Consider the following 25,803-nt stretch of genomic DNA (forward strand, 5'->3'; position numbering starts at 1 on the left):
GCCTTCCTAGGCCGCTCGTGGCAGCGTGGGTGCCGGATCCGCCCTGTGCATCGGTCCCGCCGCTCCCAGGTCCGCCAGGATCGCCGCCGCGGCCCGGTGGGCCGAGTGCAGGGCGCCCTGGACGGTGCTGGTGTCGCGGTGGTCGCCGCAGACGTACAGGCCGGCCAGCAGGCGTACCGGGCGGCGCAGGTCGTGCGGGGGACGCATCGCCGGTACCGCCTGCGGGGTGTGGTGCACGGCGAGCGTCTCCCAGCGGCGGGTCGAGGTGCCGTAGAGGCGCGAGAGGTGGATGCGGACGGCGGTGTCGACGGCGTCGGGCGGGGTGCCCAGCACGGTCGACGAGATCAGCACGCGGCCGGCCGGCGCGCGGCTCGGGTCGACGTTGCTGACCACCGCCGTGTGCGCGACCGGTCCGCCGCGGTCGGCGTCCAGCAGCAGCGACGTGCCCGTCGTGAGCACCGTGGCCGGCTCGTCCGTGGTGTGGTGAACGACCGTCACCGGATGGAAGTCCGGCACCCTGAGCCCCGGCAGCAGCTCGGCCGCGGCCCGCGCGTCGGTCGCCAGCAGCACCGCACGGCAGCGGATCTCACCGTGCTCGGCCGTGGTCACCGAGGTCGTGGACACGGAGGTGACCCGCACCCCGGTGCGCACGGTGCCGGGCGGCAGCGCGCCGGCCAGCAGCTCCGGCAGCACCTCCGCACCGCCCTCCGGCACGCACAGCCGGCCGCTCGCGAAGGAGTGCAGCGCAAGGTCGGCGCACCGGCTGGACGTGGTCAGCTCCGGGTCGCACAACAGCGCGGCGAGCAGCGGACGCAGGAAGCCGTCGACGGTCCGGGCGGGCACCCCGCGGGCCGCGAGGGCCTGTGCGGCGGGCTGTTCGGGCCGGGACAGCAGGCGTTCGACGGGAGTGGCGGCGATCCGGCCCAGGGCGGTGCCGAGGCGAGCCTGGTCGACCGCGCCGCCCACCGGCGCACCGGTCCGGCCCGGTGCGGCCGCCGAGCCCCTGGGGGCGCTCGCCAGGGCGCGCACCACATGGAGTGCGCCCCTTGCGCTCCCTCCGGTCGCCGGTGCGCCCGCGCGGTGGGTGTGTCCGTCGCGGTGCAGCAGCACGCCCGGCGCGAAGCGGCGCAGGGTGAGTGAGTCGAGCCCCGGGGTGCGGCGGAGCTCGGGATAGGACGTGGACAGCAGCTGTCCGATGCGGTCGAGCCGGAAGCCGTCGACCTTCTCGGTCGACATGCGGCCGCCCACGTAAGGGGCGGCCTCCAGGACTACGGTCGTTACTCCTGCGCTGGTGAGCCGATGAGCCGCCGAGAGACCGGCGGTTCCGGCTCCCACGATGACGACGTCCACCTGGTACGCGGGCTCAAGCACGAGGCCCCTCCTGTGGTTGCGCGGCCGGTGGAGACGTCATGCCCCCAACAGGCTCCAGGGATACCCGAGTTCGGGTCGAGGTTAGGGCCGTGATCGGTCAGGAACAGTCGCGCATCAACAGGGCACGGTCGCACGGCGGTCGCATACGGTCACGGGAGATCCCAGGAGCTTCTTGACGTCATGTCAGGCCGCGTGCACGGCGTCCGCTCAGGCCGCCCGGATCGCGTCGTCGATCCCGGGGAACGCAAAGGTGAACCCCGACTCCAGCAGCCGCTTCGGCACCACCCGCAGGCTGCCCAGCACCTCCCCTGCCATCTCGCCCAGCGCCGTCCGCAGCACCGGCGCCGGCACGGCGAACAGTGTCGGCCGGTGCAGCACCCGCCCCATCGCCTCGGTGATCTCACGGTTCGTCAGCGGCTGGGGCGCGGTCAGGTTGAACGGCCCGGACAGCGTGTCCTGGTCGATGAGATACCGGATCGCGGCCACCTCGTCGTGCAGCGCGACATACGACCAGTACTGGCGTCCGTCGCCCATCCGCCCCCCGAGTCCGGCCTTGAACAGCGGGAACAGCCGCCCCCAGGCCCCGCCGCCGCGCGCCACCACCAGCCCCGTGCGCACGAACACCGTCCGCACGCCCGCCTCCTGCACGGGCGCCGCCGCCTCCTCCCACTCCACGCACAGCGACGGCAGGAACCCGTCCCCGGGCGGCGCGTCCTCGTCCACGGCCCGGTCGCCCGTGTCGCCGTAGAAGCCGATCGCGCTGCCGTTCACGAAGACCCGCGGCGGTGTGTCCAGCGAGGCCACCGCCTCCGCCAGCGCCGCCGTGCCGAGCACCCGGCTGTCCCGGACCAGCCGCTTGTACTCCGGTGTCCAGCGCCGGTCGCCGATCCCCGCCCCCGCGAGGTTGACCACCACGTCGCAGCCGACCAGCCCGGCCGCGTCCACCTGCTGGCGCTCGGGGTCCCAGCGGACCTCGCTCCCGTCCCGGGGCGCACGGCGGACCAGGCGCACCACCTCGTGCCCGTCCGCGGTCAGGGACCGCACCAGGGCGCTGCCGATGAGACCGGACGCACCGGCCACCGCGATTCGCGAAGGTTCCATGCGCCCCATCCTTCCCCGTCCCGCCTAAGGTGGCGGTCATGCCGGAGCCGTTCATACGAGTCGCCCTGCCCGCCGACGAGGCGGAGCTGGCCCTCCTCGACCGGGCCGCCTGGTCCCCGCTGCACGCCGTGCTGCCCGCGCCGCAGCCGCCGTACCAGCCCTTCTTCGACGGGCGCCACCTGCCGCGGGACTACCTCGTCGCCGAGGCCGAGGGGCGCGTCGTCGGTTACCTCAGACTGGTCCACCCGAGTGCACTGCCCTCCCAGGCGCACATCCGCCAGATCCAGGGCCTGGTCGTCTCCGACGCCGCCCGCGGCAAGGGCATCGGCCGCGCGCTGCTCCGGGCCGCGATCGAGGAGGCGCGCAGGCGCGGCGCACGCCGCATCACCCTGCGCGTGCTCGGGCACAACGCCCCGGCCCGCAGGCTCTACGAGGCCGAGGGCTTCGTGGTCGAGGGAGTGCTGCCGGAGGAATTCCTGATCGAGGGGAAGTACGTCGACGACGTGGTGATGGGCCGCCCCCTCTGAGTCCCCGGACCGGGAGCCCTACGACGTGACCAGCTGCCCCGTGTCCACCGGTGCAGTCGCCGTGCCCGCGCGTCCGGCGTCGCCCGCCACCTCGGCCGCCGTCAGCACGTACCCCGTCTCGGCGTCCGAGGTCGAGCGGGCGAAGACCACGCCGAACACCCGCCCGTCGGTGGTCAGCAGCGGGCCGCCGGAGTTGCCCGGCCGGACCGTCGAGCGGATCGAGTAGATCTCCCGGGTGACCGTGTGGTTGTTGTAGATGTTCTGGCCCGTCGCCCGCACCCGGTTCGCCACCGTCGCCGCCTGCAGGTTCAGGTTCCCGTCCTGCGGATAGCCCGCGACCACCGCCGAGTCGCCGCGCGTGGCGTTCCGGTCGAACCGCAGCACCGGGGCGCGCAGTTCGGGCACGTACAGCACCGCCACGTCCCGGTCGGGGTCGAAGAGCACCACCCGGGCCTCGTACGACCGCCCGACCCCGCCCACCCGCACGCTCGGGTGGTCGATGCCCGCCACCACGTGGGCGTTCGTCATCACGTGCCGCGGCGTGTACACGAAGCCGCTGCCCTCCCGGCCCTCGGTGCCGGAGGCGCCCTCGATCTTCACCGTGCTCCGCTTGGCGGCCTCGGTCGCGGCCGGCGTCACACTGTCGCCCGTGGGCCGGGGCACCTGGGCCGTCGACTCGTTCTCGAACGGGTTGAAGACCTGCGGGAAGCCCGCCTCGGTCAGTGCGGACGTCGCCCGCGAGAACCACACGGGCGTCGTCTCCGGCATCGTCTGCTGCACCGCGCCCAGCAACGCCGAGTTCCGTATGGCCGTCGTCAGGGTCTGGGACGAGGACGCGCCCAGCACGCTCGCCGCGACCCAGGCCACGATCAGCACCGCGACCGAGTTGGCCGCCGCACCCCCTATCCCGTCCGCGACCCGCAGCGGACCCCGGCCCTCCCGGTCCAGCTCGCGCCGCAGCCGCAGCGCCAGCCGGCCCGCCAGCTCGTGCCCCACCACCCCCGGCACCAGCACCGTCAGCACCGCCAGCACGGTCGCGGCCGACGAGCCGCGCGCCACCATGCCGGTCACCCACGGCAGCACCCACACACCGACGACCGCGCCGCCCACGAACCCGGCCAGGGACACACATCCGGCCACCAGCCCGCGCCGGTAACCGGACGCCGCGTAGACGAGGATCACCAGTGCGAGCACCAGGTCGAGCAGGTCCACGGAGCCGCCTTTCTCTCGGACCCCCTAATACGGCCGGGGCGGGCCCGATGATCAGTCACGCGCGCGCGGGAGAGGCCACCGGACGCCGAACCGGCCACGTGTGCGTATATCCCCAGAAACGTCCTCCACCAGGACGATGGTTCCACCGGGTGGCACAGCACACATCGCGAGCCCGGCGGACCGGCCCGACAGTGGGCTCATGCCTTTCTTGCGAAGATCGCGAGGGACGCGGAAGCGACGGGCCGTGCGCGTGCCCAGTGCCGTACTGGTGCTACTGGGCTGTCTGCCCGGCCTGACCGCCGTCCTCGCACTGGCCCTGTTCTCCCGCGGTGTCGAGCGCCCTGGCGAGATCCGCATCGGCCAGCCGGCCGCGGACCGGCCCCAGCCGGCCCACCACGCCCCCCGGCCGCTGATCGTGCCCCGCGCCGCCTGGCTGGACCGCACCGCGGCCACGCACAGCCAGCCGCCCCCGCGCTACGACGACAAGGTGGTCGCCGTCTTCGTCCACCACACCGACTCGCCCAACCACTACGACTGCGCCGAGGCGCCCCGCATCATCCGCGACCTGTACGCCGGCCAGACCGGCCCCCGCAGCTGGGACGACATCGGCTACAACTTCCTCGTCGACCGCTGCGGCACCATCTACGAGGGCCGCGCCGGCGGCGTCGACCGGCCTGTCACCGGCGCCCACACCCAGGGCTTCAACCACCGCACCACCGGCATCGCCGCCCTCGGCACCTTCACCGCCGGCGCCGCCGTGCCGCAGGCCATGACCGACGCGATCGCCGCCCTCGCCGCCTGGAAGCTCGGCCTCGCCGACGTCGACCCGCGCTCCCGCACCCACCTGGTCTCCAGCAACGGCCTCAGCCGCTACACGGCCGGCAGCACCGCCACCCTGCCCGCCGTGGCCGGCCACAACGACGGCTTCATGACCAGCTGCCCGGGCGCCGCCCTGACCGCCAGGCTCCCGGAGATCCGGCAGACCGCCGCCCGCCTGCAGGGCCGTGTCCCCGCCGTACCCGTGCCCACAGGCACGCCACAGGCGACTCACCGCACCCCCTGAGGTCGCCGCCCTACCGTCGAGGCACGCACTCAGCGGGAGATGCGGCGACCGGAGGTGGGGAGACGATGAGCGGTGCGCGTCAGCAGGACGAGCAGGCCCGGCAGTCCGGGCCGGCGGCCTCCGTGTGGACCCGGGCGGTACGCCGCCCCTGGACCGTCGTCTGCGTGGTCGCCGCGGTCGTGGTCGGCCCGGCCGCCGCGACGGCCTCGGCACTCGACCGGGCCAACGCGGCGCCGCCGTTGCACGCGCCCGGAGTCAGCTCTTGAAACGCGCCGAAAGCCGGGGGTACAGCTCGGCGAGGGCCGCCTCGTTCTCGAAGTCGATCGGGGTGCCCTCCGGTTCGTCGCTCGTGGACGCGATGCCGAGGTCCGGGGCGACGGTGCCGGTGAGCTGCTCGTATGCCTCGTCCGCCGCGTACCCCAGCTCCTCGCCGTCGCCGTCGATCTCCTCGTCGAAGTCCTCCAGCAGCTCGGCCAGCGAGTCCGGGGCGTGCAGGGCGCCCTCGAAGACCTCCCGGCCCTGGCCGATGAGCCAGCACCGGAAGTAGTCGAACGCGTCGTCGCTGGCCCCGCCCAGCAGCACCCAGGCGGCGCCCCACAGGTCCCAGTGGTAGGCGCGGTTGTAGCGGGACTCGAAGTGACGGGCGAAGTCCAGGACCGTCTCCGGGTCCAGCTGGAGCAGCCGGTCCACGAGCAGGTCGGCCTGCTCCTCGGGGTCGCCCTCGGCGGCCTCGCGGGTGGTGTCGATCAGCTCCCAGAATTCCGACTCTTCCATCACGGGTCCAGCATCGGGCCTGAGCCGGTGGGGCGCACGCGGAGTCGCACGGACTGCTGCGGATCGTTATGAGACGGCTCCACGCCCGTAGCGCGCGGCAAGCGCAGCCGCGTCCGCCGCGAACCGCTCCCGCAGGCTCCCCGGTGCCAGCACCTCGCCCTCCGGGCCCAGCGCCGTCAGCTGGGTGTGCGCGACCTCCTCCGACTCCACCGGCACGGTCACCGTCACCCACCCCTCGGCGTCCGGCTCGCCCGCGCCCGCGAGCGCCTCGCGCGCGGAGAGCGGATCGACGGCGTACGGCAGCCTGCGCACGCCGCCCGGGGACAGCCGTACGACGACCTCGGCGTGCAGGATCGACCGGGCGAACCGCTCGGCCTGCTCGGCCCAGTACCGGGGGAGGCCGAACTCCGGATCACGGCTGAAGCGCTCGTCACGGGCCTCGACGGCGTCGAACCGGTCGATCCGGTACGTCCGGAAGGCGCCGCCGTCGCCCACCCGCGCACACAGGTACCAGACACCCGCCTTCAGCACGAGCCCGTACGGCTCCAGGTCCCGCTCGACGACCGCGGCAGCTTCATCGGCGCTCCGCCTCCGGGGCGCCTCAGCCGGTTCCGAGGGGGCGACCGTGCTCAGCCCTTCGGGCCTCCGCGCGCTCACCCCCTCGGAACCGGCGCGCCCCTCCGGCTCCGCGCCCGGGCGCCGGTACACGGCCCCGATCCGCCGGTCGCCCCACACCGCCTCGGCGATCACGGGCAGCAGCGCGGGCGTCTCCGGCTCCCGGAACCAGGCGGGCGCGTCCAGATGGAACCGCTGGGCGGCGCTGTCCGGGGCGTCCCGCAGGGAGGGCAGCAGGGCCGCGGAGACCTTCAGCCGGGCGGCGGAGGCGACGTCGTCCAGCCCCATGTCCCGCAGCGCCCCCGGCACCCCGCTCAGGAACAGGGCCTCGGCCTCGCTGCGCGCGAGCCCTGTCAGCCGTGTGCGGTACCCGCCGATCAGCCGGTACCCGCCGGCCCGCCCCCGATCGGCGTACACGGGCACCCCGGCCTCCGACAGCGCCTGCGCGTCCCGCGTGACCGTCCGCTCCGACACCTCCAGCTCCCGGGCCAGCTCGGCGGCGGTCATGGCGGGCCGGGACTGGAGGAGGAGCACCATCTTGATGAGCCGGGCCGCACGCATGCGTTTCATGATGCCGGGGGCCACTGACAAAGAAGGGGTACGGCGGCTGCCGTACCCCTTCCCAGGACTCAGGTGACTACAGCCCGTACTTCTCCCGGGCTTCCTTCACCGCGGTCGCCTTGACCTCGCCGCGCTTGGCGAGCTGGGCCAGGGCCGCGACGACGATCGACTCCGCGTCGACGCCGAAGTGGCGGCGGGCCGCCTCGCGGGTGTCGGACAGGCCGAAGCCGTCGGCGCCCAGCGAGGACCAGTCCTGCTCGACCCACTGCGCGATCTGGTCCGGGACCTGGCGCATGTAGTCGGAGACGGCCAGGACCGGGCCCTCGGCGCCCTGCAGCGCCTGACGGACGTAGGGCACACGCTCCTCGCCGCGCAGCAGGGCCGCGTCGGCCTCCAGCGCGTCGCGGCGCAGCTCGGACCAGGAGGTCGCGGACCACACGTCGGCGGCCACGCCCCACTCCTCGGCGAGCAGCCGCTGCGCCTGCAGGGTCCAGTGGATCGCCGTACCGGAGCCGAGCAGCTGGATGCGCGGGGCGTTGGCCGGGGCGGTCACGCCCGCGGACTCCGCCGTGTTGAAGCGGTACAGACCCTTGACGATGCCCTCGTCGATACCGAGCCCGGCCGGCTTGGCCGGCTGCGGCATCGGCTCGTTGTAGACCGTCAGGTAGTAGAAGACGTTCTGGTCCTCGCCCGGCTTGGCCTCGCCGTACATCCGGCGCAGACCCTCACGGACGACGACCGCGATCTCGTACGCGAACGCCGGGTCGTAGGTGAGGGCGGCCGGGTTGGTGGCCGCGATCACCGGGGAGTGGCCGTCGGCGTGCTGGAGGCCCTCGCCCGTCAGGGTCGTACGGCCCGCCGTCGCGCCGACGAGGAAGCCGCGGCCGAGCTGGTCGCCGAGCTGCCACATCTGGTCGGCGGTGCGCTGCCAGCCGAACATCGAGTAGAAGATGTAGAACGGGATCATCGCTTCGCCGTGCGTGGCGTACGCGGTGGACGCGGCGATGAAGTCGGCCATCGAACCGGCCTCGGTGATCCCCTCGTTGAGGATCTGGCCGTTCTTGGCCTCCTTGTAGTACATCAGCTGGTCGCGGTCGACCGGCTCGTACGTCTGGCCCTTGGGCGAGTAGATGCCCAGAGACGGGAAGAGGCTCTCCATACCGAAGGTGCGCGCCTCGTCGGGGACGATCGGCACCCAGCGCCTACCGGTCTCCTTGTCGCGGACCAGGTCCTTGACCAGGCGGACGAAGGCCATGGTGGTGGCCACGTTCTGGGAGCCGGAGCCCTTGTCGAAGGAGGCGAAGGCCTTCTCGGCGGGGGCGGGCAGCGGGGCCAGCGCGTGCGTGCGGCGGGCCGGGGCCGGGCCGCCGAGGGCCGCGCGGCGCTCCTGGAGGTAGCGGACCTCGGGGGAGTCGGCGCCCGGGTGGCCGTAGGGCACCACGCCGTCGGCGAAGTCACTGTCCTTGATCGGCAGGTCGAGCAGGTCCCGCATCGTCTTGAACTCGTCCACCGTCAGCTTCTTCATCTGGTGGTTGGCGTTCTTCGACGCGAAGCCCTCGCCGAGGGTGTGGCCCTTGACCGTCTGGGCCAGGATCACGGTCGGCGCGCCCTTGTGCTCGACGGCGGCCTTGTACGCGGCGTAGACCTTGCGGGCCTCGTGACCACCGCGCGAGAGGTGGAAGCACTCGAGGATCTTGTCGTCGCTCAGCAGCTTCGCCATCTCGGCGAGCGCCGGGTCCTTGCCGAAGAAGTCGGCGCGGATGTAGGCGGCGTCGCGGGTCTGGTACGTCTGGATCTGCGCGTCCGGTACCTCGCGCAGGCGGCGTACCAGCGCGCCGGTGGTGTCGAGCTGGAACAGCTCGTCCCAGGCCGAGCCCCACAGCGTCTTGATGACGTTCCAGCCGGCGCCGCGGAACTGGGCCTCCAGCTCCTGCACGATCTTGAAGTTGGCGCGCACCGGGCCGTCGAGGCGCTGCAGGTTGCAGTTGATGACGAAGGTGAGGTTGTCCAGCTCCTCACGGGCGGCGAGCGCGAGGGCCGCCGTCGACTCCGGCTCGTCCATCTCGCCGTCGCCGAGGAACGCCCACACGTGCGAGGCGGAGACGTCCTTGATGGTGCGGTTGGTGAGGTAGCGGTTGAAGCGCGCCTGGTAGATCGCCGACAGCGGGCCGAGGCCCATCGACACCGTCGGGAACTCCCACAGCCAGGGCAGGCGGCGCGGGTGCGGGTACGAGGGCAGGCCGTTGCCGCCGGACTCCTGGCGGAAGTTGTCGAGGTGGCCCTCGTTCAGCCGGCCGTCCAGGAAGGCGCGGGCGTAGATGCCGGGGGAGGCGTGGCCCTGGATGTAGAGCTGGTCGCCGGACCCGTCGGCCTCCTTGCCCTGGAAGAAGTGGTTGAAGCCGGTCTCGTAGAGCCAGGCCGCGGAGGCGAAGGTGGCGATGTGGCCGCCGACGCCGTACTTCGAGCCGCGGGTCACCATGGCGGCCGCGTTCCAGCGGTTCCACGCGGTGATCCGGGACTCCATCGCCTCGTCACCGGGAACGCCCGGCTCGGCGGCGGTGGGGATGGTGTTGACGTAGTCGGTCTCGAGGAGCTTCGGCAGCGCGATGCCGCCCGCCTCGGCGCGCTCCAGCGTGCGCCGCATCAGGTATGCGGCGCGGTGCGGCCCGGCCTCCCGGGCGACGGCGTCCAGGGAGGCCTGCCATTCGGCGGTCTCCTCGGGGTCGCGGTCGGGGAGCTGGTCGAGCGCGCTCGGCTGGATGGCGTTGGGGTCGGTCATGTCGCCGCCTTCCTCAGTCGAAGGGGGTTCCCTCATCGGTAAGGGTTCGGGGGTGCCCTTGGTCTTTGGCAGGACAGGGCAGCGGACTTCGGTGGAAGTCCGTCGGCGACTGTAACTCCCTGATCGATGATCGATCAAAGGGGTACGGGGCAAAACTTCTCGATTTCGAGAAAGTAGGCACCCGGTGCCTTTGAAATGGGCACCCGGTGCCGCTTCAGGTCGAGGTTTTCGCAGGTGAGCGACGGTATGCTCGGGTGAATCAAGCCCTCGGGGCGCAGCCCAGGACGTGGGCCTTCACCAGCTCGGCGATGCGCGGATCCCGGCGCTTGAAGGCCTGCACCAGTTCCTCGTGCTCCTCCGCGTACGACTGCTGGACCGTGCCGAGCCAGCGGATCGACAGCGCCGTGAAGACCTCGATGCCCAGGCCCTCCCAGGTGTGCAGCAGCACCGAGTTGTTCGCCGCGCGGACCAGCTCGCGGTGGAAGCCGACCGTGTGGCGGACCTGGGCCGTGCCGTCGGCCTTGCGGTCGGCCTCGTACAGGGCCAGGACGTGCGGTTCCAGGGCCGAGCAGTCCTCCGCGAGGCGTTCGGCCGCCAGCTCCGCCGCGATGGCCTCCAGGCCGGCTCGGACGGGGTAGCTCTCCTCCAGGTCGGCCGCGGTCAGGTTCCGTACGCGTACGCCCTTGTTCGGCGCGGACTCGATCAGCCGCAGGGACTCCAGCTCGCGCAGGGCCTCCCGGACCGGTGTCTGGCTGACCTCCAGCTCGGTGGCGATCCGCCGCTCCACGATGCGCTCGCCCGGCTGCCAGCGACCGCTGACGATTCCCTCCACGATGTGCTCGCGGATCTGTTCGCGCAGCGAGTGGATGACGGGGGCGGTCATGAGGGCTCCTTCGGGAGGGGCTGACGCTTAGACAATAAAGCCGTGCGCCGCTTCGAGGGGATGCATGGGGGTGCTTTCGTGCAGGTGAGACGAGGCGCACATGGGGCCTGCGGCGCCTGACGGCTCGGTGCGGACGGTCTTCGGGCGACAGCGGGTTGTCTGTGGTTGCTCGCGCAGTTCCCCGCGCCCCTGGGGCGTTGCGGCTTGTCCCGTTCAAAGGTGAAGCCCCGCCCGGAAGGTTCCGGGCGGGGCTTCGTACTGCCTGATCAGGGAATCAGAGGCCGAGCTCGACCTCGAACTCGCCCGCCTCCAGGATCGCCTTGACCGCCGTCAGGTAACGGGCCGCGTCGGCGCCGTCGACCAGGCGGTGGTCGTAGGAGAGGGTCAGGTAGGTCATGTCGCGGACGCCGATGACCGTGCCCTCCTCCGTCTCGATGACGGCCGGACGCTTGACCGTGGCACCGATGCCGAGGATCGCGACCTGGTTCGGCGGCACGATGATCGTGTCGAACAGCGCGCCACGCGAACCGGTGTTGGAGATGGTGAAGGTCGCGCCGGACAGCTCGTCCGGGGTGATCTTGTTGGCGCGGACCTTGCCCGCCAGGTCGGCCGTGGCCTTGGCGATGCCGGCGATGTTCAGGTCGCCCGCACCCTTGATGACCGGGGTCATCAGGCCCTTCTCCGAGTCCACCGCGATACCGACGTTCTCGGTGTCGAAGTAGGTGATCGTGCCCTCGGCCTCGTTGATCCGGGCGTTGATGACCGGGTGGGCCTTCAGCGCCTGGGCGGCGGCCTTGACGAAGAACGGCATCGGGGAGAGCTTGACGCCCTCACGGGCGGCGAAGGAGTCCTTCGCCTTGCCGCGCAGCTTCATCAGGCGGGTGACGTCGACCTCGACGACCGACGACAGCTGGGCCTGCTCGTGCAGCGCCTTGACCATGTTGTCGCCGATGACCTTGCGGATGCGGGGCATCTTGACGGTCTGGCCGCGCAGCGGGGAGACCTCGAGCGCCGGGGCCTTCTTGGCGGCGGCCGGAGCGGCGGCCGGAGCCGGAGCGGCGGCAGCGGCCTTCGCGGCCTCGGCGGCGGCGATGACGTCCTGCTTGCGGATGCGGCCGCCGACGCCGGTGCCCTTGACGGTGGCCAGGTCGACGCCGTTCTCGGCGGCGAGCTTGCGCACCAGCGGGGTGACGTAGGCGCCCTCGTCGGTCGCCTGGGCGGCGGCCGGGGCCGGGGTGACCGGAGCCGGAGCCACCGGCGCGGGGGCCGGGGCGGCCGGAGCCGGGGCGGCGGCGACCGGGGCGGGCGCCGGAGCGGCCGGGGCCGGGGCCGGGGCAGCCGGGGCCGGGGCCGGGGCAGCGGGGGCCGGGGCCGGGGCAGCGGGGGCCGGGGCCGGGGCCGGGGCAGCGGGAGCCGGGGCGGCGGCCGGAGCCGCACCCGCGGCGCCGATGACGGCGAGCTTGGCGCCGACCTCGGCGGTCTCGTCCTCGCCGACCACGATCTCGAGCAGCACGCCGGAGGCGGGCGCCGGGATCTCGGTGTCGACCTTGTCCGTGGAGACCTCGAGCAGCGGCTCGTCGGCCTCGACGGAGTCGCCGACCGACTTCAGCCAGCGGGTCACGGTGCCCTCGGTGACGGACTCACCGAGCGCGGGCAGGACCACGTCCGTGCCCTGGGCGCCACCGGCCGGGGTGGCGGCGGGGGCGGCCGGGGCCTCGGGGGCCGGGGCCGGAGCGGCAGGGGCCTCGGCGACGGGGGCCGGGGCCGGAGCCTCGGCGGCCGCGGGGGCCGGAGCGGCAACGGGCGCACCCGTGCCGTCGTCGATGACCGCCAGCTCGGCGCCGACCTCGACGGTCTCGTCCTCGGCGACCTTGATGGAGGCCAGCACGCCGGACGCGGGCGAGGGGATCTCGGTGTCGACCTTGTCGGTCGACACCTCGAGCAGCGGCTCGTCGGCCTCGACGCGCTCGCCTTCGGCCTTCAGCCAGCGGGTGACAGTGCCCTCGGTGACGCTCTCACCGAGCGCCGGAAGGGTTACGGAAACCGCCATGGTTTCGGTTTCTCCTTACGAATTTGCGGAAGTCTGTGTCGTCGCGCCCGTGGACCGAAGGCTCAGTCGTGGGAGTGCAGGGGCTTGCCGGCGAGCGCCAGGTGCGCCTCGCCCATCGCCTCGTTCTGCGTCGGGTGGGCGTGGATGAGCTGGGCGACCTCGGCCGGCAGCGCCTCCCAGTTGTAGATCAGCTGGGCCTCGCCGACCTGCTCACCCATGCGGTCGCCGACCATGTGGACGCCGACCACGGCACCGTCCTTCACCTGGACGAGCTTGATCTCGCCCGCGGTGTTGAGGATCTTGCTCTTGCCGTTGCCCGCCAGGTTGTACTTCAGAGCGACGACCTTGTCCGCGCCGTAGATCTCCTTGGCCTTGGCCTCGGTGATACCGACGGAGGCGACCTCCGGGTGGCAGTACGTCACCCGCGGGACACCGTCGTAGTCGATCGGAACGACCTTCAGACCGGCCAGACGCTCCGCCACCAGGATGCCCTCGGCGAAGCCGACGTGCGCAAGCTGGAGGGTCGGGACGAGGTCACCGACGGCGGAGATGGTCGGAACGTTGGTGCGCATGTACTCGTCGACCAGGACGTAGCCCCGGTCCATGGCGACACCCTGCTCCTCGTAGCCGATGCCCTGGGAGACCGGGCCACGGCCGACGGCGACGAGGAGGACCTCGGCCTCGAACTCCTTGCCGTCCGCGAGGGTGACCTTCACACCGTCCTGGGTGTACTCGGCCTTCTGGAAGAAGGTGCCCAGGTTGAACTTGATGCCGCGCTTGCGGAACGCGCGCTCAAGAAGCTTGGAGGAGTTCTCGTCCTCGACCGGGACGAGGTGCTTGAGGCCCTCGATGACCGTGACGTCCGAGCCGAAGGACTTCCACGCCGAGGCGAACTCGACGCCGATGACACCGCCGCCCAGGATGATCGCGGACTTCGGCACGCGGTCCAGGACGAGGGCGTGGTCGGAGGAGATGATCCGGTTGCCGTCGATCTCCAGGCCCGGCAGCGACTTCGGCACGGAGCCGGTCGCCAGCAGGACGTGGCGGCCCTGGACGCGCCGGCCGTTCACGTCGACCGAGGTCGGGGAGGACAGGCGGCCCTCACCCTCGATGTAGGTCACCTTGCGGGAGGCGATCAGACCCTGCAGACCCTTGTACAGGCCGGCGATGACACCGTCCTTGTACTTGTGGACGGCCGGGACGTCGATGCCCTCGAAGGTGGCCTTGACGCCGAACTGCTCGCTCTCGCGAGCCTGGTCGGCGATCTCGCCCGCGTGCAGCAGGGCCTTGGTGGGGATGCATCCCCGGTGCAGGCAGGTGCCGCCGACCTTGTCCTTCTCGATCAGGGCGACGTCCAGGCCCAGCTGGGCCCCGCGCAGGGCCGCGGCGTAACCACCGCTACCACCGCCGAGGATCACTAGGTCGAAAACGGTGCTGGCGTCGTTCGCCACGTCACGTCCTCCATGCATGTGCGCCGTACGCCGGTCTCCGATGACCGGCTGGCGGCTGGTGTCCGGCCGCTTGATGCTTCGGCCCTTCGGTGGGGGCCCTGTCCTGCCGGGCTCCATCTTTGCACTTGTTCGAGGCGGACGAGACGCCGGGCTGGAGTGTGAGACACCCCACGCTCACTTGAAAGGAAGGACAGGGGTGCGGGGCTGTATCGATATGCGGCTCCGCCGCGCGGGGGCGAACAGCCCCCACGCGGCGGATCCGTACTACGGAATCGACCGAGCCATCGGGCGACTCAGCCCAGGTCACCCGCAGCCGTGAGCTCCGCGAGCCGCACCAGCGTCCGCACGGCGGAGCCGGTACCACCCTTCGGCGTGTACCCGAAGGGACCGCCCTCGTTGAACGCGGGGCCCGCGATGTCGAGGTGCGCCCAGGTGATCCCCTCGCCCACGAACTCGCGCAGGAACAGACCGGCGACGAGTCCGCCGCCCATCCGCTCACCCATGTTCGCGATGTCGGCGACGGTGGAGTCCATCCCCTTGCGCAGGTGCTCCGGCAGCGGCATCGGCCACGCAGGCTCGCCGACCTCCTCCGCGGCCTCGTACACCGCCGTGCGGAAGGCGTCGTCGTTGGCCATGACACCGAACGTCCGGCTGCCCAGCGCCAGCATCATCGCGCCGGTCAGCGTGGCCACGTCCACGATCGCGTCCGGCTTCTCCAGCGAGGCCGCCCACAGCGCGTCGGCCAGGACCAGCCGGCCCTCGGCGTCGGTGTTGAGCACCTCGACGGTCTTGCCGTTGTACATGCGCAGCACGTCACCGGGGCGCACGGCGGAACCGGAGGGCATGTTCTCGGCCAGCGCCAGCCAGCCGGTGACGTTGACCTCCAGGCCGAGGCGGGCGGCGGCGACGACGGCGGCGAACACGGCGGCGGCACCGCTCATGTCGCACTTCATCGTCTCGTTGTGGCCGGCCGGCTTCAGCGAGATGCCGCCCGAGTCGTAGGTGATGCCCTTGCCGACGAAGGCCAGGTGCTTCTCCGCCTTCGGGTGCGTGTACGACAGCTTGACCAGGCGCGGGGTCGCGGCCGAACCGCCGCCGACGCCCAGGATGCCGCCGTAGCCGCCCTTGACCAGAGCCTTGTCGTCGAGCACCTGCACCTTGAGGCCGTGCTCCTTGGCCGCGGTCTGCGCCTCGGCGGCGAAGATCGCCGGGGTGAGGTCGTTCGGCGGCATGTTGATCAGGTCACGGGAGCGGTTCAGCTCCTCGGCGACCGCGACGGCCCGGGCCACGGCGCTCTTGTGGGCCGCGTCCCGCGGCTTGCCGCCGAGCAGCGCGGCCTCGGCCAGCGGTGCCTTGCCGTTCTTGGCCTTGGCGTCCTTGCCGGAGTCCTTGTACGTGTCGAAGGCGTAGGCGCCGAGCAGGACGCCCTCCCCGATCGCGCCGACGGAGCCCGCGTCGTCGATGGGCAGCGCGAACGCGGCCTTCTTGGACCCGGCGAGCGCCCGGGCGGCCAGGCCGGCGGCCTTGCGCAGTGCCTCGGCGTCGTACCCGGCGTCCTTCTCGGGCTCCGCGCCCAGGCCCACCGCCACCACGAGCGGCGCCTTGAAGCCGGCCGGGGCGGGCAGTTTCGTCAGCTCGCCCTCGGCACCCGAGGCGCCGAGGGTCTCCAGGACGCCGGCCAGCCTGCCGTCGTACGCGTTGTCCACGGCGTCGGCGCCGGGCGCGACGACGGGTCCCTTGGCGCCCTTGGCGACACCGATCACGATCGCGTCGGCCCGGAGGCCGGGCGCCGCGGCGGTGCTGAGAGTCAGAGCAGTCACGGTGGTGAAATCTCGCTTCCGATGTGAAGTTGCTGTGGCCGAAGAGGGGTGGGTCGACCGGGCCCGAGAGCCGACCCTAGGTCCAGGCCTGGGGGCATGTGGCAACCGGGGCCTTCACCCTGTCGGCGAACACCCGTGACGAGACTACGCGCGTGCGACCGTTCGCTCATGCCTGCGGGTGTTCACCTGTGCGTGGCGTCGTGGCCACTTCTCACCCCCGGACGTCGGTGTGCTGAGCCACACTCATCGGGTTCCGGCGGGCCGGCTGCCTGTGGATTCGCATGATTTCCGCTGATCCTCCACGGTTTCGCCGCAGAGGATCCCCTGGGGAGGAACCAGGCATGACGCACCGCGCATCGCCGGAGAGCCGCGACCGACCCGCGCACTGATCACAAGGTCCGGTGGTCGACGACGGCGACAGCCCGGTCGGTGCGATCACCGTAGAGCTGAAGAGCGAGGGCATCGCGTACACCATGGTCTGGACAACTCCGGCCGTCCCATCCCCACTGACACGTTTCGGCGCGGGCTCCGCCGAGCAGACGGCCCTGGAGTCGTGCGGAATACGTATGGCATTCCGCAGGTCGACGCCTACACCTGGTCCCATCCCGAGGTGGGCCTCGATCGCACCTACGCGGGCGGTCACGCCAGCATCCTCGACGGACGTACGCAGCAACTCGCATTCCCTGCAGGAGAGTTTCGGCTTCGTTGCCAAGCCCCGCACCGGCTTCACGCGCTACGTCGACGTCTTCGTGCCCGGCAGCACCGACAAGGCCACGCCGATCCGGATGACCGCGGCCGACGCGCAGTACGAGGCCCAGTGAGATGAAGAGCCAGCTAGGACGCCCTGACCGACCAGCTGCTCGCGGACAAGGCCAGGTACCGCTGGGTGGCGTGAAGGTGAGCGCACTGCTGCACACGACCCGCTGCTCGGACTCGCGGGAGTTGTCCGAGGTGGTCCACTTCACGCCGCTCGCGGCCGACACGGACACGAGGTTGGGGTGTAGGTGTGGTTCACCGTGCCTGGGGCTGTTGGCCAACGTCGGCCAACTCGCCATAGTCCGGACGCGTGGTCCGGTGGCCCTCCGAACGGTCTTGAGGGCCTGGGAACAGCGCGAGTTGGTCACCTTGGCACGGTCGGGTCTTGCCGCCCCGGGTGGGCGTGCCCGCTGTCCTGGGTGGGCTCGCGGTCCCGCACGCCCTCGGTATGGATTCGGCCTGGCCGGTAGCTCTCCTCGCGCTCATCCTCCGGTGAGCGGGGGTCACACCTGGCCGACGCCGGATCCCGTGTCCGAGGGCGCGCCTTCCGATGGCCACCCCGGCAGCGTGATGCCGGGTGACCGTGGTCTTCTTGGACTGATCCCATAGGGGCGTGGTCCAGTGCTGTCCGCCCCAGCGGCTGGTGTAGGCCGGGTCGACCACGACCACCACCAGCCCCTGGTGCCAGGCCATCCCGCGCAGCCGCTCTTCGTTCCAAGCGCCTGCACGGTCACAGGAACTGCCCTCGTTCACCCGCACGAGGGACGTGACGGCGAACTTCGGCCAACTCACTCATCAGTTACCCGGCCAGCGGCCCCCGCGACCGCCCCGACGCGGCTTTCGCCGCGACCGCCGCCCGGCTGCGGACGGCGGGGGTGACCCTGCTCGGCTACAGCGACACCGACTACGGCAGGCGGCCGTACGAGGACGTCGTACGGGATCTGCGCCGGTACCGCGAGTGGTACGGCACCCAGGGCGCGTTCCTCGACCAAGTGCCGTCCGGAATGGGGGAGTCCGGGCACTACGAGCGGCTCACCACGGCCGCCCGGACCCTCGGCTGCGTCACGCTCGCGCTGAACCACGGCACCCCGCCGCACCCGGTGTACGCGGCGCTCGCCGACCTCCTCGTCACCTTCGAGGGCCCCTGGGCGACCTACCTGCGCACGCCCCCGCACTACCCGGCCGGGGTGCGGGTCTGCCATCTGGTCTACGGCGTTCCGCCGGACGCGGACATGGCCGGGGCCGCCCGCTGCCCCACGGCCTGGGCTCCGACGACACGACCTAGCGGCCCAGGGACAGCACCACGAGCGCGGCCGTCGCCGCCGTCTCCGCGAGGGCGCCGAAGACGTCCCCGGTGACCCCGCCGAAGCGACGGGTGCAGCGGCGCAGCAGGAGTTCGGCGGTGGCGAGGGACAGCAGGACCGCGGCCGCCGCGCGGAGGGCGCCGTACGGGCCCTGCGCCGTACCCCAGGCGGCCGAGACGATCGTGAAGGCCGCCGTGACGGCCAGCGCGCCCGGTACCGGCACGACGCCGGCGACCGCCGCCCCGAGACCCTCCGGACGGGCCGCGGGCACCCCGGTGCGCGCGGCCAGGGTGAGCGCGAGCCGGGCCGCGACCGCCGCGGTCACCGCCGCGGCGGCGCCCCGCACCCAGGAGTCGGCGTAGAGCTGCGCCAGCACGGCGACCTGGGCCAGCAGCACCAGGACGAGGGTCAGCACCCCGAACGGCCCGATGTCCGACTGCTTCATGATCCGCAGCGCGTCCTCCGCGGGCTTGCCGCTGCCGAGCCCGTCCGCCGTGTCGGCGAGCCCGTCCAGGTGCAGACCGCGGGTCAGCGCGGCCGGTACGGCGACGGAGGCGACGGCGGCGAGCAACGGGCCGGCGCCCAGCAGGAGCAGCAGCAGCCCGAGCCCCGCGGCGCAGCAGCCGACGACCAGTCCGACGACCGGGGCGTTCAGCATGCCCCCGCGGGCGGCCTCCCGGTCCCACCGGTGCACCCGGACGGGCAGCACGGAGAGCGTGCCGAAGGCGAAGCGGAGGCCGTCGAGAGGGGAGGACTTGAGCACCGGCGCAGGTTACCGGGCCGTCGCCGGGCTCCCCACCGCGGCCGGGGCTAAAGTGCGCACATGGGGCACTGGTGGGAGCGGAACATCCTGGAACCGGGGAAGCTTCCGCTGCTGCTGGCCCTGACGGCCTTCGTCGTCACCTTCCTCGTCACGCGTGTGATCGTCCGGCTGATCCGGGCCGGCAAGGGCCCCTTCGGCAACGTCAAGGCGGGCGGGCTGCACATCCACCACGTGGTCCCCGGGGTCGTCCTCACCGTCGTCGGCGGCTTCGGCGCCGTCGCCAGCGACCGGCACGGTGCGGCCGCGCCCATCTCCGCCGTCGTCTTCGGCATGGGGGTGGGGCTCGTCCTGGACGAATTCGCGCTGATCCTGCACCTCGACGACGTCTACTGGACCGAGGAGGGCCGCCAGAGCGTCGAGGTCGTCGTGCTCACCGCCGCCCTCGTCGGTCTGCTGCTCGCCGGGTTCGCGCCGTTCGGCGTCAACGACCTGTCCGCGGAGGAACTCCAGGACCGGGGCACGGTCATCGCCAACATCGCGGGGAACTTCCTCCTCTCCCTGATCGCCCTGAGCAAGGGCAAGACCCGGGTCGCGATCTTCGGCGTGATCGTGCCGCTGGTCGCGTTGGTCGGTGCCGTCCGCCTGGCCCGCCCCGACTCGCCCTGGGCCCGCCGTTTCTACCGCCGCCGCCCCCGTGCCCGGGCCAAGGCGACCCTGCGCGCCTACCGCCACGACCGCCGCTGGGCCGGGCCCCGCCGCGCCCTTCAGGACTGGATCGGCGGCAAGCCCGACCCGCGCCCGGTCCGCCTGCCCGACCGCCACTGACGCTGCCACGGCAGCCGCCCGTACCGGTGCCGCACCGCCGCCACCAGGCACAGCGTCCCCACACCCATCAGCGCGGCCAAGTGCTCCTTGCCCGCCAGGTTCTCCTTGAGCAGCACCTCCACCACCATCGACAGGGTCACCGCGCCCGCCGTCGCATAGGCGCCGTAACGCCAGCTCACATAGACGGCGAGCCCCACCACGGCCGCCGACGGGCCGGTGTCCACGACCTGCGCGTCCGTCCAGGGCAGACCGAACGGGGCATGCGCGCCGAGAGTGATGCCCAAGCGCGCGAACAGCGTCCCGGCGAGCGTGGCCACGTACGCGATGGCCAGCGTCCGCCACCAGCCCAGGCACAGCTCGGCGATGCCGAACACGAACAGGATCTGCGCGAGCGCCCCCCACACGGGCAGGTCCAGCGCCGGGACGAACAGCGACAGGGGAGTGCGCAGCAGCGCCAGCCCCAGCGGGTCCTCCGCCCGTACGGCACCCGTGTCCTGCACGATCTGGTAGCCCCACGGCCGGTTCTGCACGAACTGCAGCAGCGCGGTCAGGCACACCGTCCCCAGCGTCATGGGGATCGCCCGCCAGTGGCGCTTGAGCAGGGGCTCGCGCGCGGTGACGTACAGCAGCCCCCACTCGGCTCGGGCCCAGCGGGCGAGCGTCCTCATCAAGCGTTCCTCACCGGTGCGTGTCCAGGTGCCTGCGGTGCAGCCACTTCGGCAGTCCCGGCGCCTCCAGGAAGCCCTCCGCGCGCGCCGACGCGAGGCCGATGCGCGGCAGGTCCGCGCTCTTCTCGAAGAGCAGGAACCGCGGCTCCCAGATGGGCCGGTACTTGGCGTTGGCGCGGTACAGCGACTCGATCTGCCACCAGCGGGAGAAGAAGCTGAGCAGCGACCGCCACAGCCTCAGCACCGGTCCGGCACCGAGGCGCGCCCCACGTTCGAAGACCGATCGGAACATGGCGAAGTTGAGTGAGACCTGCGTGATCTCGATCTCGTGGGCCCGGCGCAACAGCTCGATGACCATGAACTCCATCAGCCCGTTGTCGGAGTCCCGGTCCCGTCGCATCAGGTCCAGGGACAGCCCGTGCGGCCCCCAGGGGACGAAGGAGAGGAGCGCGCGCAGCTTCCCGTCGGCGTCCGCGCACTCCAGCATCACGCACCGGCCGTCCTCGGGGTCCCCGAGCCGCCCCAGCGCCATGCTGAACCCGCGCTCGGTCGCCCCGTCCCGCCAGTCGTCGGCGCGCTTGAGGAGATACGCCATCTCGTCGGCCGGGATGTCCGCGTGCCGCCGGATGCGCACCCGGTACCCGGCCCGCTTCACCCGGTTGTACGCCTGCCGCACGGTGCGCATCGCCCGTCCCTCCAGCGTGAACTCGGCGACCTCCACGATCGCCTCGTCACCGAGTTCCAGCGCGTCCAGGCCGTGCCGGGCGTAGACCGTCCCCGCTTCCTCGCTCGCGCCCATCACCGCCGGGATCCACCCGTGCGCCCGCGCCTCCTCCAGCCAGGGTGCGATCGCCCCGGGCCATGCCTCCGGATCGCCCAGCGGATCCGCGGAGGCCAGACTCACCCCGCCGACGACGCGGTAGGCGACGGCCGCCTTCCCGGTCGGCGACCACACCACGCTCTTCTCCCGGCGCAGCGCGAAGTAGCCGAGCGAGTCCCGTTCGCCGTGCCGCTCCAGCAGCGCCCGCAGCCGCTTCTCGTCGTCCTCGGTGAGCGGGTCGACGGCACGCCGGGAGCGGAAGGCGGCGTAGAACACGGCGAGGACGAGCAGTGTGCTGAGCACGTTGACCGCCACGTTGGCCCAGTTGGGCGGCTCGATGCCGGGGAAGCGGGATTCCTCGGCGGCCACCGACACCAGCCGCAGGGTGCCGTAGTGCCAGCGCTCCAGGAACGTCGAACGGGCCGCGTCCGGCGCCGTGTTGGTGACCGTGATCAGCAGCCCGGCGAGCAGTGAGGCGACGAGCCCGCCGCCGACGGCGACGGTTGCGGCGAGCCGTGGGTTGGACCGGTCACCCTTGGCGTAGAACTCCCGGCGCCCGACCAGCAGCGCGCCGACGAAGGCGGCCGTCAGCACCAGGGAGACCCAGTTCTGCGCGTACCGCCGGATCTCCGGGAACGCCATGGCGAACGCGAACAGGGCGAGGAACGAGCCGCTCAGCACCAGGTTCAGGATCCACGCGGCCCGTTTCCGCCGGCGCATGGTGATCGCCAGGAACGCGGTGAACACGCCCGAGGCGAAGCCGGCCGTCAGCAGGTACGGCGTGAAGTAGTTCTCCTGGTTGTGCCGGCGCACGTCCTGGCCCAGTGAGACCCAGACCGCGCTGAGGAAGTTGATGAAGGCGACGGCCCGCAGATACCAGACGGCGAAGGCGGCGCCCCGACGGGAGACCCCGCTGGACCGCCGCTCCGGCTCGGCATGCTGCTCCACGGCAATTCGGGCATCTCCCATGGAGGAGGATCATATGGGGGTCGCCCCGACGAACCATTCTTTTCCGGCTGTGGACTACTCCTTCTCCTCCACCGCCGCCTCCTTCTCGGGAAGCTCCGCGGCCAGCGCCGCCGCGGCCTGGACCAGCGGCAGCGACAGCAACGCGCCCACGCCCTCGCCGACCTTCACGCCCTGCTCCAGCAGCGGCTCCAGTGCCATCCGGTCCAGCGCCTTCGCCTGGCCCGGCTCCCCGCTGTCGTGCCCGGCCAGCCACCAGTCCGGCGCCCGGAACGCGACCCGCTGGGCGACCAGCGCGCACGCGGCGGCCACCACGCCGTCCAGGATCACCGGCAACTTCCGCACCGCGCACTGCAACAGGAACCCGGTCATCGCGGCCAGATCGGCCCCGCCCACGGTCGCGAGCAGCTGCAGCTGGTCCCCGAGCACCGGCCGCGCCCGCCGCAGCGCGTCCCGGATCGCCGCACACTTGCGCATCCACGCCAGGTCGTCGATGGCGAGCCCGCCCCGCCCGGTCACCACGGACGCGTCGGTCCCGCACAGCGCCGCGACCAGCGCCGCGGCCGCCGTGGTCCCGCCCACGCTCACATCGCCGAGCACCACCAGATCCGTGCCCGAGTCGGCCTCCTCGTCGGCGACCGCCACACCCGCCCGGAAGGCTGCCTCGGCCTCGTCCGCGGTCAGCGCGTCCTCGATGTCGACACGACCGCTGCCGCGCCGCACCCGGTGCCGCACGACCTCCTCCGGGAAGGCCTCCGGCGGGCAGTCCAGAGCCATGTCCACGACCCGCACCGGCACGTCGAGCCGGCGCGCGAGCACCGACACCGGGGCGGCGCCCTCCAGCACCGCCCGCACCAGCTCCTCGGCACTGCCCGCGGGCCGTGCGGAGACGCCGAGTTCGGCGATGCCGTGGTCGCCCGCGAAGAGAATCACCCGCGGCCGTTCGACCGGACGTACCGGTACGGCGCCCTGCGCGGCGGCCAGCCACTCGCCCAGCTCGTCCAGGCGCCCGAGCGACCCGGGCGGCACGATCCGGCGCTCCCGGCGGGCCTCGGCGTCACGGCGCACGCCCCCGTCCGGGCGCTCGATCAGATCGGTGAAGTCGTCCAGATTAAGGCTGCTCATTCGCCGAACAGTACCGCCCGTGAACGAACACCTCCGCGCCACACCGCCACCCCATGGTCACGACGTCTTTGCACCCGGGAGGGGTATCCCATACGTTCCGGTTTGCAGCGGATTGTCGCCCCTGGAGCCGCCCATGCAGACCTCGCCCCTCACCCCCCAGGTCATCGAGCCACGCGACCCCTTCCAGGAGCCGCGCCGCGAGGACTGCCCCTGGTGCGGCTCCCGTCGGCTGCGGACCCGGCTGCGCGCCCCCGATCCGCTGCGGCACCGGCCGGGCACGTTCGTCCTCGACGAGTGCGGCGACTGCGCGCACGTCTTCCAGAACCCCCGGCTCACGGCGGAGGGGTTCGCCTTCTACCACCGGGACTTCTACGAGCGGCAGCTGGAGGAGTTCGCCGAGCGCGTCCTCTCCGACCGCGCGGTCCGCCGCAGGCACCGCGCCGCCGCCTTCGCGCTGTCGGCGCTGCGCGAACCGGAGAGCTGGCTGGACGTGGGCACCGGGCACGCCCGCTTCCCGGAGGCGGCGAAGGAGTTCTTCCCATATACCAGCTTCGACGGCGTGGACCCGACGGCCCGCGTGGAACAGGCCCTGATGGAGGGCCGGGTGGAGGAGGCCCACCGCGGCTGTCTCACCACCCCGGGGCTGGCGGCCCGCCTGCGCTCCCGCTACGACGTGGTCAGCATGTTCCACCACCTGGGACACGCCCCGGACCCACGCGCCGAACTGCGCGCCGCGCTCACCGTGTTGCGTCCCGGCGGCCACCTCGTCGTCGAAGTCCCCGACCCGGGCAGCGCGTTCGCCGGCCTCCTCGGCAGATGGTGGCTCCCGCACGGCCAGCCCCGCCATCTCCACCTGCCGACCCTGCCCAACCTCCGAGCCGAACTGGAGTCCCAGGGCTGCACGATCCTCGTCACCGACCGCAGGGCAGCCCACGTCCCCTACGACCTCTCGGCGGCCCTCTCCCTGACCCTGGCCCCCCTCCACCCCGTCCTGAGAGCCATGGCCGCCCCGGTGCTGGACGTGACCGCGATCCTGGACCACGTCCTGGCCCCCCTGGCTCCCCACCTCGGCCTCTCCAACGCGTACCGCCTGGTGGCCCGCAAGGAAGCCACGGCCGTCACCTGACGCTCAGCCCCGCAGCACCACGGCCTGCCCCGCCACCACCAGCAGCACCTGCTCGCACTCCGTCGCGAACGCCGAGTTCAGTCGCCCGAGTTCATCCCGGTACCGCCGCCCGGAAGCGGTGGCCGGCACGATCCCCGACCCGACCTCGTTGGACACCGCCACCACGGTCCGCCGAGTGGCCCGCACCGCCTCCGTCAGCTCCCGCACCCGCTCGCGCAGCGTCTTCTCCCCGCCCCCGGCCCACTCCGCGTCGTCCCACGCCCCCACGGCGTCCATGACGTCCGTCAGCCACAGCGACAGACAGTCGATCAGCACCGGCGGCCCGTCCACACCCAGCAGCGGCACCAGATCGGTCGTCTCCGTCGTACGCCACGACCCCGGCCGGCGCTCCCGGTGCACGGCCACCCGCTCGGCCCACTCGGTGTCCCCGCCCCGCGTCCCGCCCGTCGCCACGTACAGCACCTCCGGGAAGGACTCCAGCCGCCGCTCGGCCTCCACGGACTTGCCCGAGCGCGCCCCGCCCAGCACCAGCGTGCGGCGCGGCACGTCCGGCACGTCCTCGTACACCCCGACCGTCAGCGTCGTACCGTCCGGCACCGCCCGCGCGCCGGCCGCCGCGAGCCGCCGCCGCAACTCCGCGCCCTGCGGCACGTCGTGGTCGAGATGGACGGCGACGACGTCCGTGGTCGGCCCCACCGAACCGACCGCCCGCAGCCGGGCCAGCGCGTCCGGGCGTCCCACGGCATCGGCGAGGACCATCTGGTACGTCTCCGCCGGCGCCCCCTCAAGACCGGCCGGCGCCCCGCCCGGCGGCAGGTACAGCAGCCGCTGCCCGTCCGGCCCGGTCACCGCATACCCGGTGCCGCCCGCGTCCATCGCCACGGCCCGCACCCGATGCCCCGTCAGCAGCGCCAACTCCCGCCCGTCCGGGACCCGCCCCGGCTGCGGCAGCCCGGCCGGCACCTCCACCACCGGACCGTCGTGCGGATGCGACAGCAGCACCTGCCGTACCCCGCCCAGCGAATGCCCGGACCGCGCGGCCGCGAACGCCGCTCCGGGCGTCAGGTCGAGGAGCAGCGTCCCGTCCACGAGCAGCGCGGTGGCCGCCCGCGCGTCCGGTCCGAGCGCCGTCGCACAGACGGCACAGGGACAGTCGGGGCGGGGCAGTCCCGCGGGGGCACCGGTACCGAGCAGAGTTACTTCCACGAGATCGATTTTCACCCGTCCCAGCAGGTGTCGCGCC

Annotated in this window: 22 protein-coding genes; 7 read left to right on the forward strand and 15 right to left on the reverse strand. The window is 72.6% G+C overall.

The genetic code is table 11. The features are described 5' to 3' along the window. Positions 1–6: 6 nt before the first annotated feature. Together ACIRVH_RS19410 and ACIRVH_RS19415 are read right to left on the reverse strand one after the other, a co-directional pair. A complete protein-coding gene (locus ACIRVH_RS19410) occupies positions 7–1,371 on the reverse strand; it encodes an NAD(P)/FAD-dependent oxidoreductase (RefSeq protein WP_403954633.1) in 1,365 nt (454 codons plus the stop codon). Positions 1,372–1,578: 207 nt separating this feature from the next. Beyond that, a complete protein-coding gene (locus tag ACIRVH_RS19415) occupies positions 1,579–2,472 on the reverse strand; it encodes a TIGR01777 family oxidoreductase (protein WP_403954635.1) in 894 nt (297 codons plus the stop codon). Between the two features lie 38 nt (positions 2,473–2,510). Between ACIRVH_RS19415 and ACIRVH_RS19420 the strand changes: the two genes are divergently transcribed. Then, a complete protein-coding gene (locus tag ACIRVH_RS19420) occupies positions 2,511–2,999 on the forward strand; it encodes a GNAT family N-acetyltransferase (RefSeq protein ID WP_403954638.1) in 489 nt (162 codons plus the stop codon). 18 nt (positions 3,000–3,017) lie between these two features. Here ACIRVH_RS19420 and ACIRVH_RS19425 read toward each other — a convergent pair whose 3' ends face one another. Next, on the reverse strand, positions 3,018–4,211 hold the full coding sequence (locus ACIRVH_RS19425) for a MarP family serine protease (RefSeq protein ID WP_403954641.1): 1,194 nt from the start codon (positions 4,209–4,211) through the stop codon (positions 3,018–3,020). Between the two features lie 136 nt (positions 4,212–4,347). Between ACIRVH_RS19425 and ACIRVH_RS19430 the strand changes: the two genes are divergently transcribed. Both ACIRVH_RS19430 and ACIRVH_RS19435 read left to right on the forward strand, forming a co-directional pair. Next, complete coding sequence (locus ACIRVH_RS19430) at positions 4,348–5,274, forward strand: peptidoglycan recognition protein (RefSeq protein WP_403954643.1); 927 nt, start codon at positions 4,348–4,350, stop codon at positions 5,272–5,274. Positions 5,275–5,339: 65 nt separating this feature from the next. After that, positions 5,340–5,540, forward strand: a complete 201-nt coding sequence (locus ACIRVH_RS19435) for a hypothetical protein (RefSeq protein WP_403954645.1) — start codon at positions 5,340–5,342, stop codon at positions 5,538–5,540. Here ACIRVH_RS19435 and ACIRVH_RS19440 read toward each other — a convergent pair. The 7 genes from ACIRVH_RS19440 to ACIRVH_RS19470 form a co-directional block, all read right to left on the reverse strand. Beyond that, positions 5,530–6,048 (reverse strand): DUF4240 domain-containing protein, encoded by a 519-nt coding sequence (locus ACIRVH_RS19440; protein WP_403954941.1) that lies wholly within the window; start codon positions 6,046–6,048, stop codon positions 5,530–5,532. The genes ACIRVH_RS19435 and ACIRVH_RS19440 overlap by 11 nt on opposite strands. 66 nt (positions 6,049–6,114) lie before the next feature. Next, positions 6,115–7,224: a helix-turn-helix transcriptional regulator gene (locus tag ACIRVH_RS19445; RefSeq protein WP_403954647.1), complete on the reverse strand. Its 1,110-nt coding sequence runs from the start codon at positions 7,222–7,224 to the stop codon at positions 6,115–6,117. Between the two features lie 76 nt (positions 7,225–7,300). Next, positions 7,301–10,003, reverse strand: coding sequence for a pyruvate dehydrogenase (acetyl-transferring), homodimeric type (gene aceE / locus ACIRVH_RS19450; RefSeq protein WP_403954650.1), 2,703 nt, complete (start codon positions 10,001–10,003; stop codon positions 7,301–7,303). 259 nt (positions 10,004–10,262) lie between these two features. Beyond that, on the reverse strand, positions 10,263–10,886 hold the full coding sequence (locus ACIRVH_RS19455; protein WP_403954652.1) for a GntR family transcriptional regulator: 624 nt from the start codon (positions 10,884–10,886) through the stop codon (positions 10,263–10,265). Positions 10,887–11,160: 274 nt separating this feature from the next. Next, positions 11,161–12,936 carry a 2-oxoglutarate dehydrogenase, E2 component, dihydrolipoamide succinyltransferase gene (gene sucB, locus ACIRVH_RS19460; RefSeq protein WP_403954654.1) on the reverse strand — a complete coding sequence of 592 codons (1,776 nt, stop codon included), beginning with the start codon at positions 12,934–12,936 and terminating at the stop codon, positions 11,161–11,163. 62 nt (positions 12,937–12,998) lie between these two features. Next, positions 12,999–14,387 carry a dihydrolipoyl dehydrogenase gene (gene lpdA, locus ACIRVH_RS19465; RefSeq protein ID WP_403954657.1) on the reverse strand — a complete coding sequence of 463 codons (1,389 nt, stop codon included), beginning with the start codon at positions 14,385–14,387 and terminating at the stop codon, positions 12,999–13,001. A gap of 293 nt (positions 14,388–14,680) precedes the next feature. Continuing rightward, positions 14,681–16,207, reverse strand: coding sequence for a leucyl aminopeptidase (locus tag ACIRVH_RS19470; RefSeq protein ID WP_403954659.1), 1,527 nt, complete (start codon positions 16,205–16,207; stop codon positions 14,681–14,683). Positions 16,208–16,608: 401 nt separating this feature from the next. On the opposite strand from ACIRVH_RS19470, the gene ACIRVH_RS19475 reads away from it, so the two are divergent. Beyond that, positions 16,609–17,028, forward strand: coding sequence for a hypothetical protein (locus ACIRVH_RS19475; protein ID WP_403954661.1), 420 nt, complete (start codon positions 16,609–16,611; stop codon positions 17,026–17,028). A 729-nt stretch (positions 17,029–17,757) separates the two neighbouring features. Further along, on the forward strand, positions 17,758–18,321 hold the full coding sequence (locus ACIRVH_RS19480; RefSeq protein WP_403954943.1) for a spherulation-specific family 4 protein: 564 nt from the start codon (positions 17,758–17,760) through the stop codon (positions 18,319–18,321). Here ACIRVH_RS19480 and ACIRVH_RS19485 read toward each other — a convergent pair. Beyond that, complete coding sequence (locus ACIRVH_RS19485) at positions 18,245–19,030, reverse strand: adenosylcobinamide-GDP ribazoletransferase (RefSeq protein ID WP_403954664.1); 786 nt, start codon at positions 19,028–19,030, stop codon at positions 18,245–18,247. The genes ACIRVH_RS19480 and ACIRVH_RS19485 overlap by 77 nt on opposite strands. Before the next feature lie 60 nt (positions 19,031–19,090). Here ACIRVH_RS19485 and ACIRVH_RS19490 point away from each other — a divergent pair, with 60 nt between their 5' ends. Further along, on the forward strand, positions 19,091–19,855 hold the full coding sequence (locus ACIRVH_RS19490; protein WP_403954667.1) for a hypothetical protein: 765 nt from the start codon (positions 19,091–19,093) through the stop codon (positions 19,853–19,855). On the opposite strand, the gene ACIRVH_RS19495 is transcribed toward ACIRVH_RS19490, so the two are convergent. The 3 genes from ACIRVH_RS19495 to cobT are packed head-to-tail and all read right to left on the reverse strand — an operon-like array spanning position 19,795 to position 23,434. Beyond that, positions 19,795–20,523, reverse strand: coding sequence for a hypothetical protein (locus ACIRVH_RS19495; protein ID WP_403954669.1), 729 nt, complete (start codon positions 20,521–20,523; stop codon positions 19,795–19,797). The two genes, ACIRVH_RS19490 and ACIRVH_RS19495, sit on opposite strands and share 61 nt — an antisense overlap. Positions 20,524–20,533: 10 nt before the next feature. Next, positions 20,534–22,312 (reverse strand): phosphatidylglycerol lysyltransferase domain-containing protein, encoded by a 1,779-nt coding sequence (locus ACIRVH_RS19500; RefSeq protein ID WP_403954672.1) that lies wholly within the window; start codon positions 22,310–22,312, stop codon positions 20,534–20,536. A gap of 54 nt (positions 22,313–22,366) precedes the next feature. Further along, on the reverse strand, positions 22,367–23,434 hold the full coding sequence (gene cobT / locus ACIRVH_RS19505; RefSeq protein ID WP_403954675.1) for a nicotinate-nucleotide--dimethylbenzimidazole phosphoribosyltransferase: 1,068 nt from the start codon (positions 23,432–23,434) through the stop codon (positions 22,367–22,369). A gap of 133 nt (positions 23,435–23,567) precedes the next feature. Between cobT and ACIRVH_RS19510 the strand changes: the two genes are divergently transcribed. Next, positions 23,568–24,560 (forward strand): class I SAM-dependent methyltransferase, encoded by a 993-nt coding sequence (locus ACIRVH_RS19510; RefSeq protein WP_403954678.1) that lies wholly within the window; start codon positions 23,568–23,570, stop codon positions 24,558–24,560. 3 nt (positions 24,561–24,563) lie between these two features. Here ACIRVH_RS19510 and ACIRVH_RS19515 read toward each other — a convergent pair whose 3' ends face one another. Beyond that, a complete protein-coding gene (locus ACIRVH_RS19515) occupies positions 24,564–25,766 on the reverse strand; it encodes a bifunctional adenosylcobinamide kinase/adenosylcobinamide-phosphate guanylyltransferase (protein WP_403954681.1) in 1,203 nt (400 codons plus the stop codon). Positions 25,767–25,803: the final 37 nt, after the last annotated feature.

Source organism: Streptomyces sp. NPDC101165, assembly GCF_044768135.1.
GTDB lineage: Bacteria > Actinomycetota > Actinomycetes > Streptomycetales > Streptomycetaceae > Streptomyces.

What these genes read in the sequence shown, in the direction of transcription:
- ACIRVH_RS19420 (WP_403954638.1), top strand. Translation starts at nt 2,511, where the DNA reads ATGCCGGAGCCGTTCATACGAGTCGCCCTGCCCGCCGACGAGGCGGAG.
- cobT (WP_403954675.1), bottom strand. Translation starts at nt 23,434, where the DNA reads ATGAGCAGCCTTAATCTGGACGACTTCACCGATCTGATCGAGCGCCCG.
- ACIRVH_RS19495 (WP_403954669.1), bottom strand. Translation starts at nt 20,523, where the DNA reads ATGAGGACGCTCGCCCGCTGGGCCCGAGCCGAGTGGGGGCTGCTGTAC.
- ACIRVH_RS19415 (WP_403954635.1), bottom strand. Translation starts at nt 2,472, where the DNA reads ATGGAACCTTCGCGAATCGCGGTGGCCGGTGCGTCCGGTCTCATCGGC.
- ACIRVH_RS19430 (WP_403954643.1), top strand. Translation starts at nt 4,348, where the DNA reads ATGGTTCCACCGGGTGGCACAGCACACATCGCGAGCCCGGCGGACCGG.
- ACIRVH_RS19455 (WP_403954652.1), bottom strand. Translation starts at nt 10,886, where the DNA reads ATGACCGCCCCCGTCATCCACTCGCTGCGCGAACAGATCCGCGAGCAC.
- sucB (WP_403954654.1), bottom strand. Translation starts at nt 12,936, where the DNA reads ATGGCGGTTTCCGTAACCCTTCCGGCGCTCGGTGAGAGCGTCACCGAG.
- ACIRVH_RS19510 (WP_403954678.1), top strand. Translation starts at nt 23,568, where the DNA reads ATGCAGACCTCGCCCCTCACCCCCCAGGTCATCGAGCCACGCGACCCC.
- ACIRVH_RS19500 (WP_403954672.1), bottom strand. Translation starts at nt 22,312, where the DNA reads ATGGGAGATGCCCGAATTGCCGTGGAGCAGCATGCCGAGCCGGAGCGG.
- ACIRVH_RS19445 (WP_403954647.1), bottom strand. Translation starts at nt 7,224, where the DNA reads ATGCGTGCGGCCCGGCTCATCAAGATGGTGCTCCTCCTCCAGTCCCGG.
- ACIRVH_RS19435 (WP_403954645.1), top strand. Translation starts at nt 5,340, where the DNA reads ATGAGCGGTGCGCGTCAGCAGGACGAGCAGGCCCGGCAGTCCGGGCCG.
- ACIRVH_RS19490 (WP_403954667.1), top strand. Translation starts at nt 19,091, where the DNA reads ATGGGGCACTGGTGGGAGCGGAACATCCTGGAACCGGGGAAGCTTCCG.
- aceE (WP_403954650.1), bottom strand. Translation starts at nt 10,003, where the DNA reads ATGACCGACCCCAACGCCATCCAGCCGAGCGCGCTCGACCAGCTCCCC.
- ACIRVH_RS19440 (WP_403954941.1), bottom strand. Translation starts at nt 6,048, where the DNA reads ATGGAAGAGTCGGAATTCTGGGAGCTGATCGACACCACCCGCGAGGCC.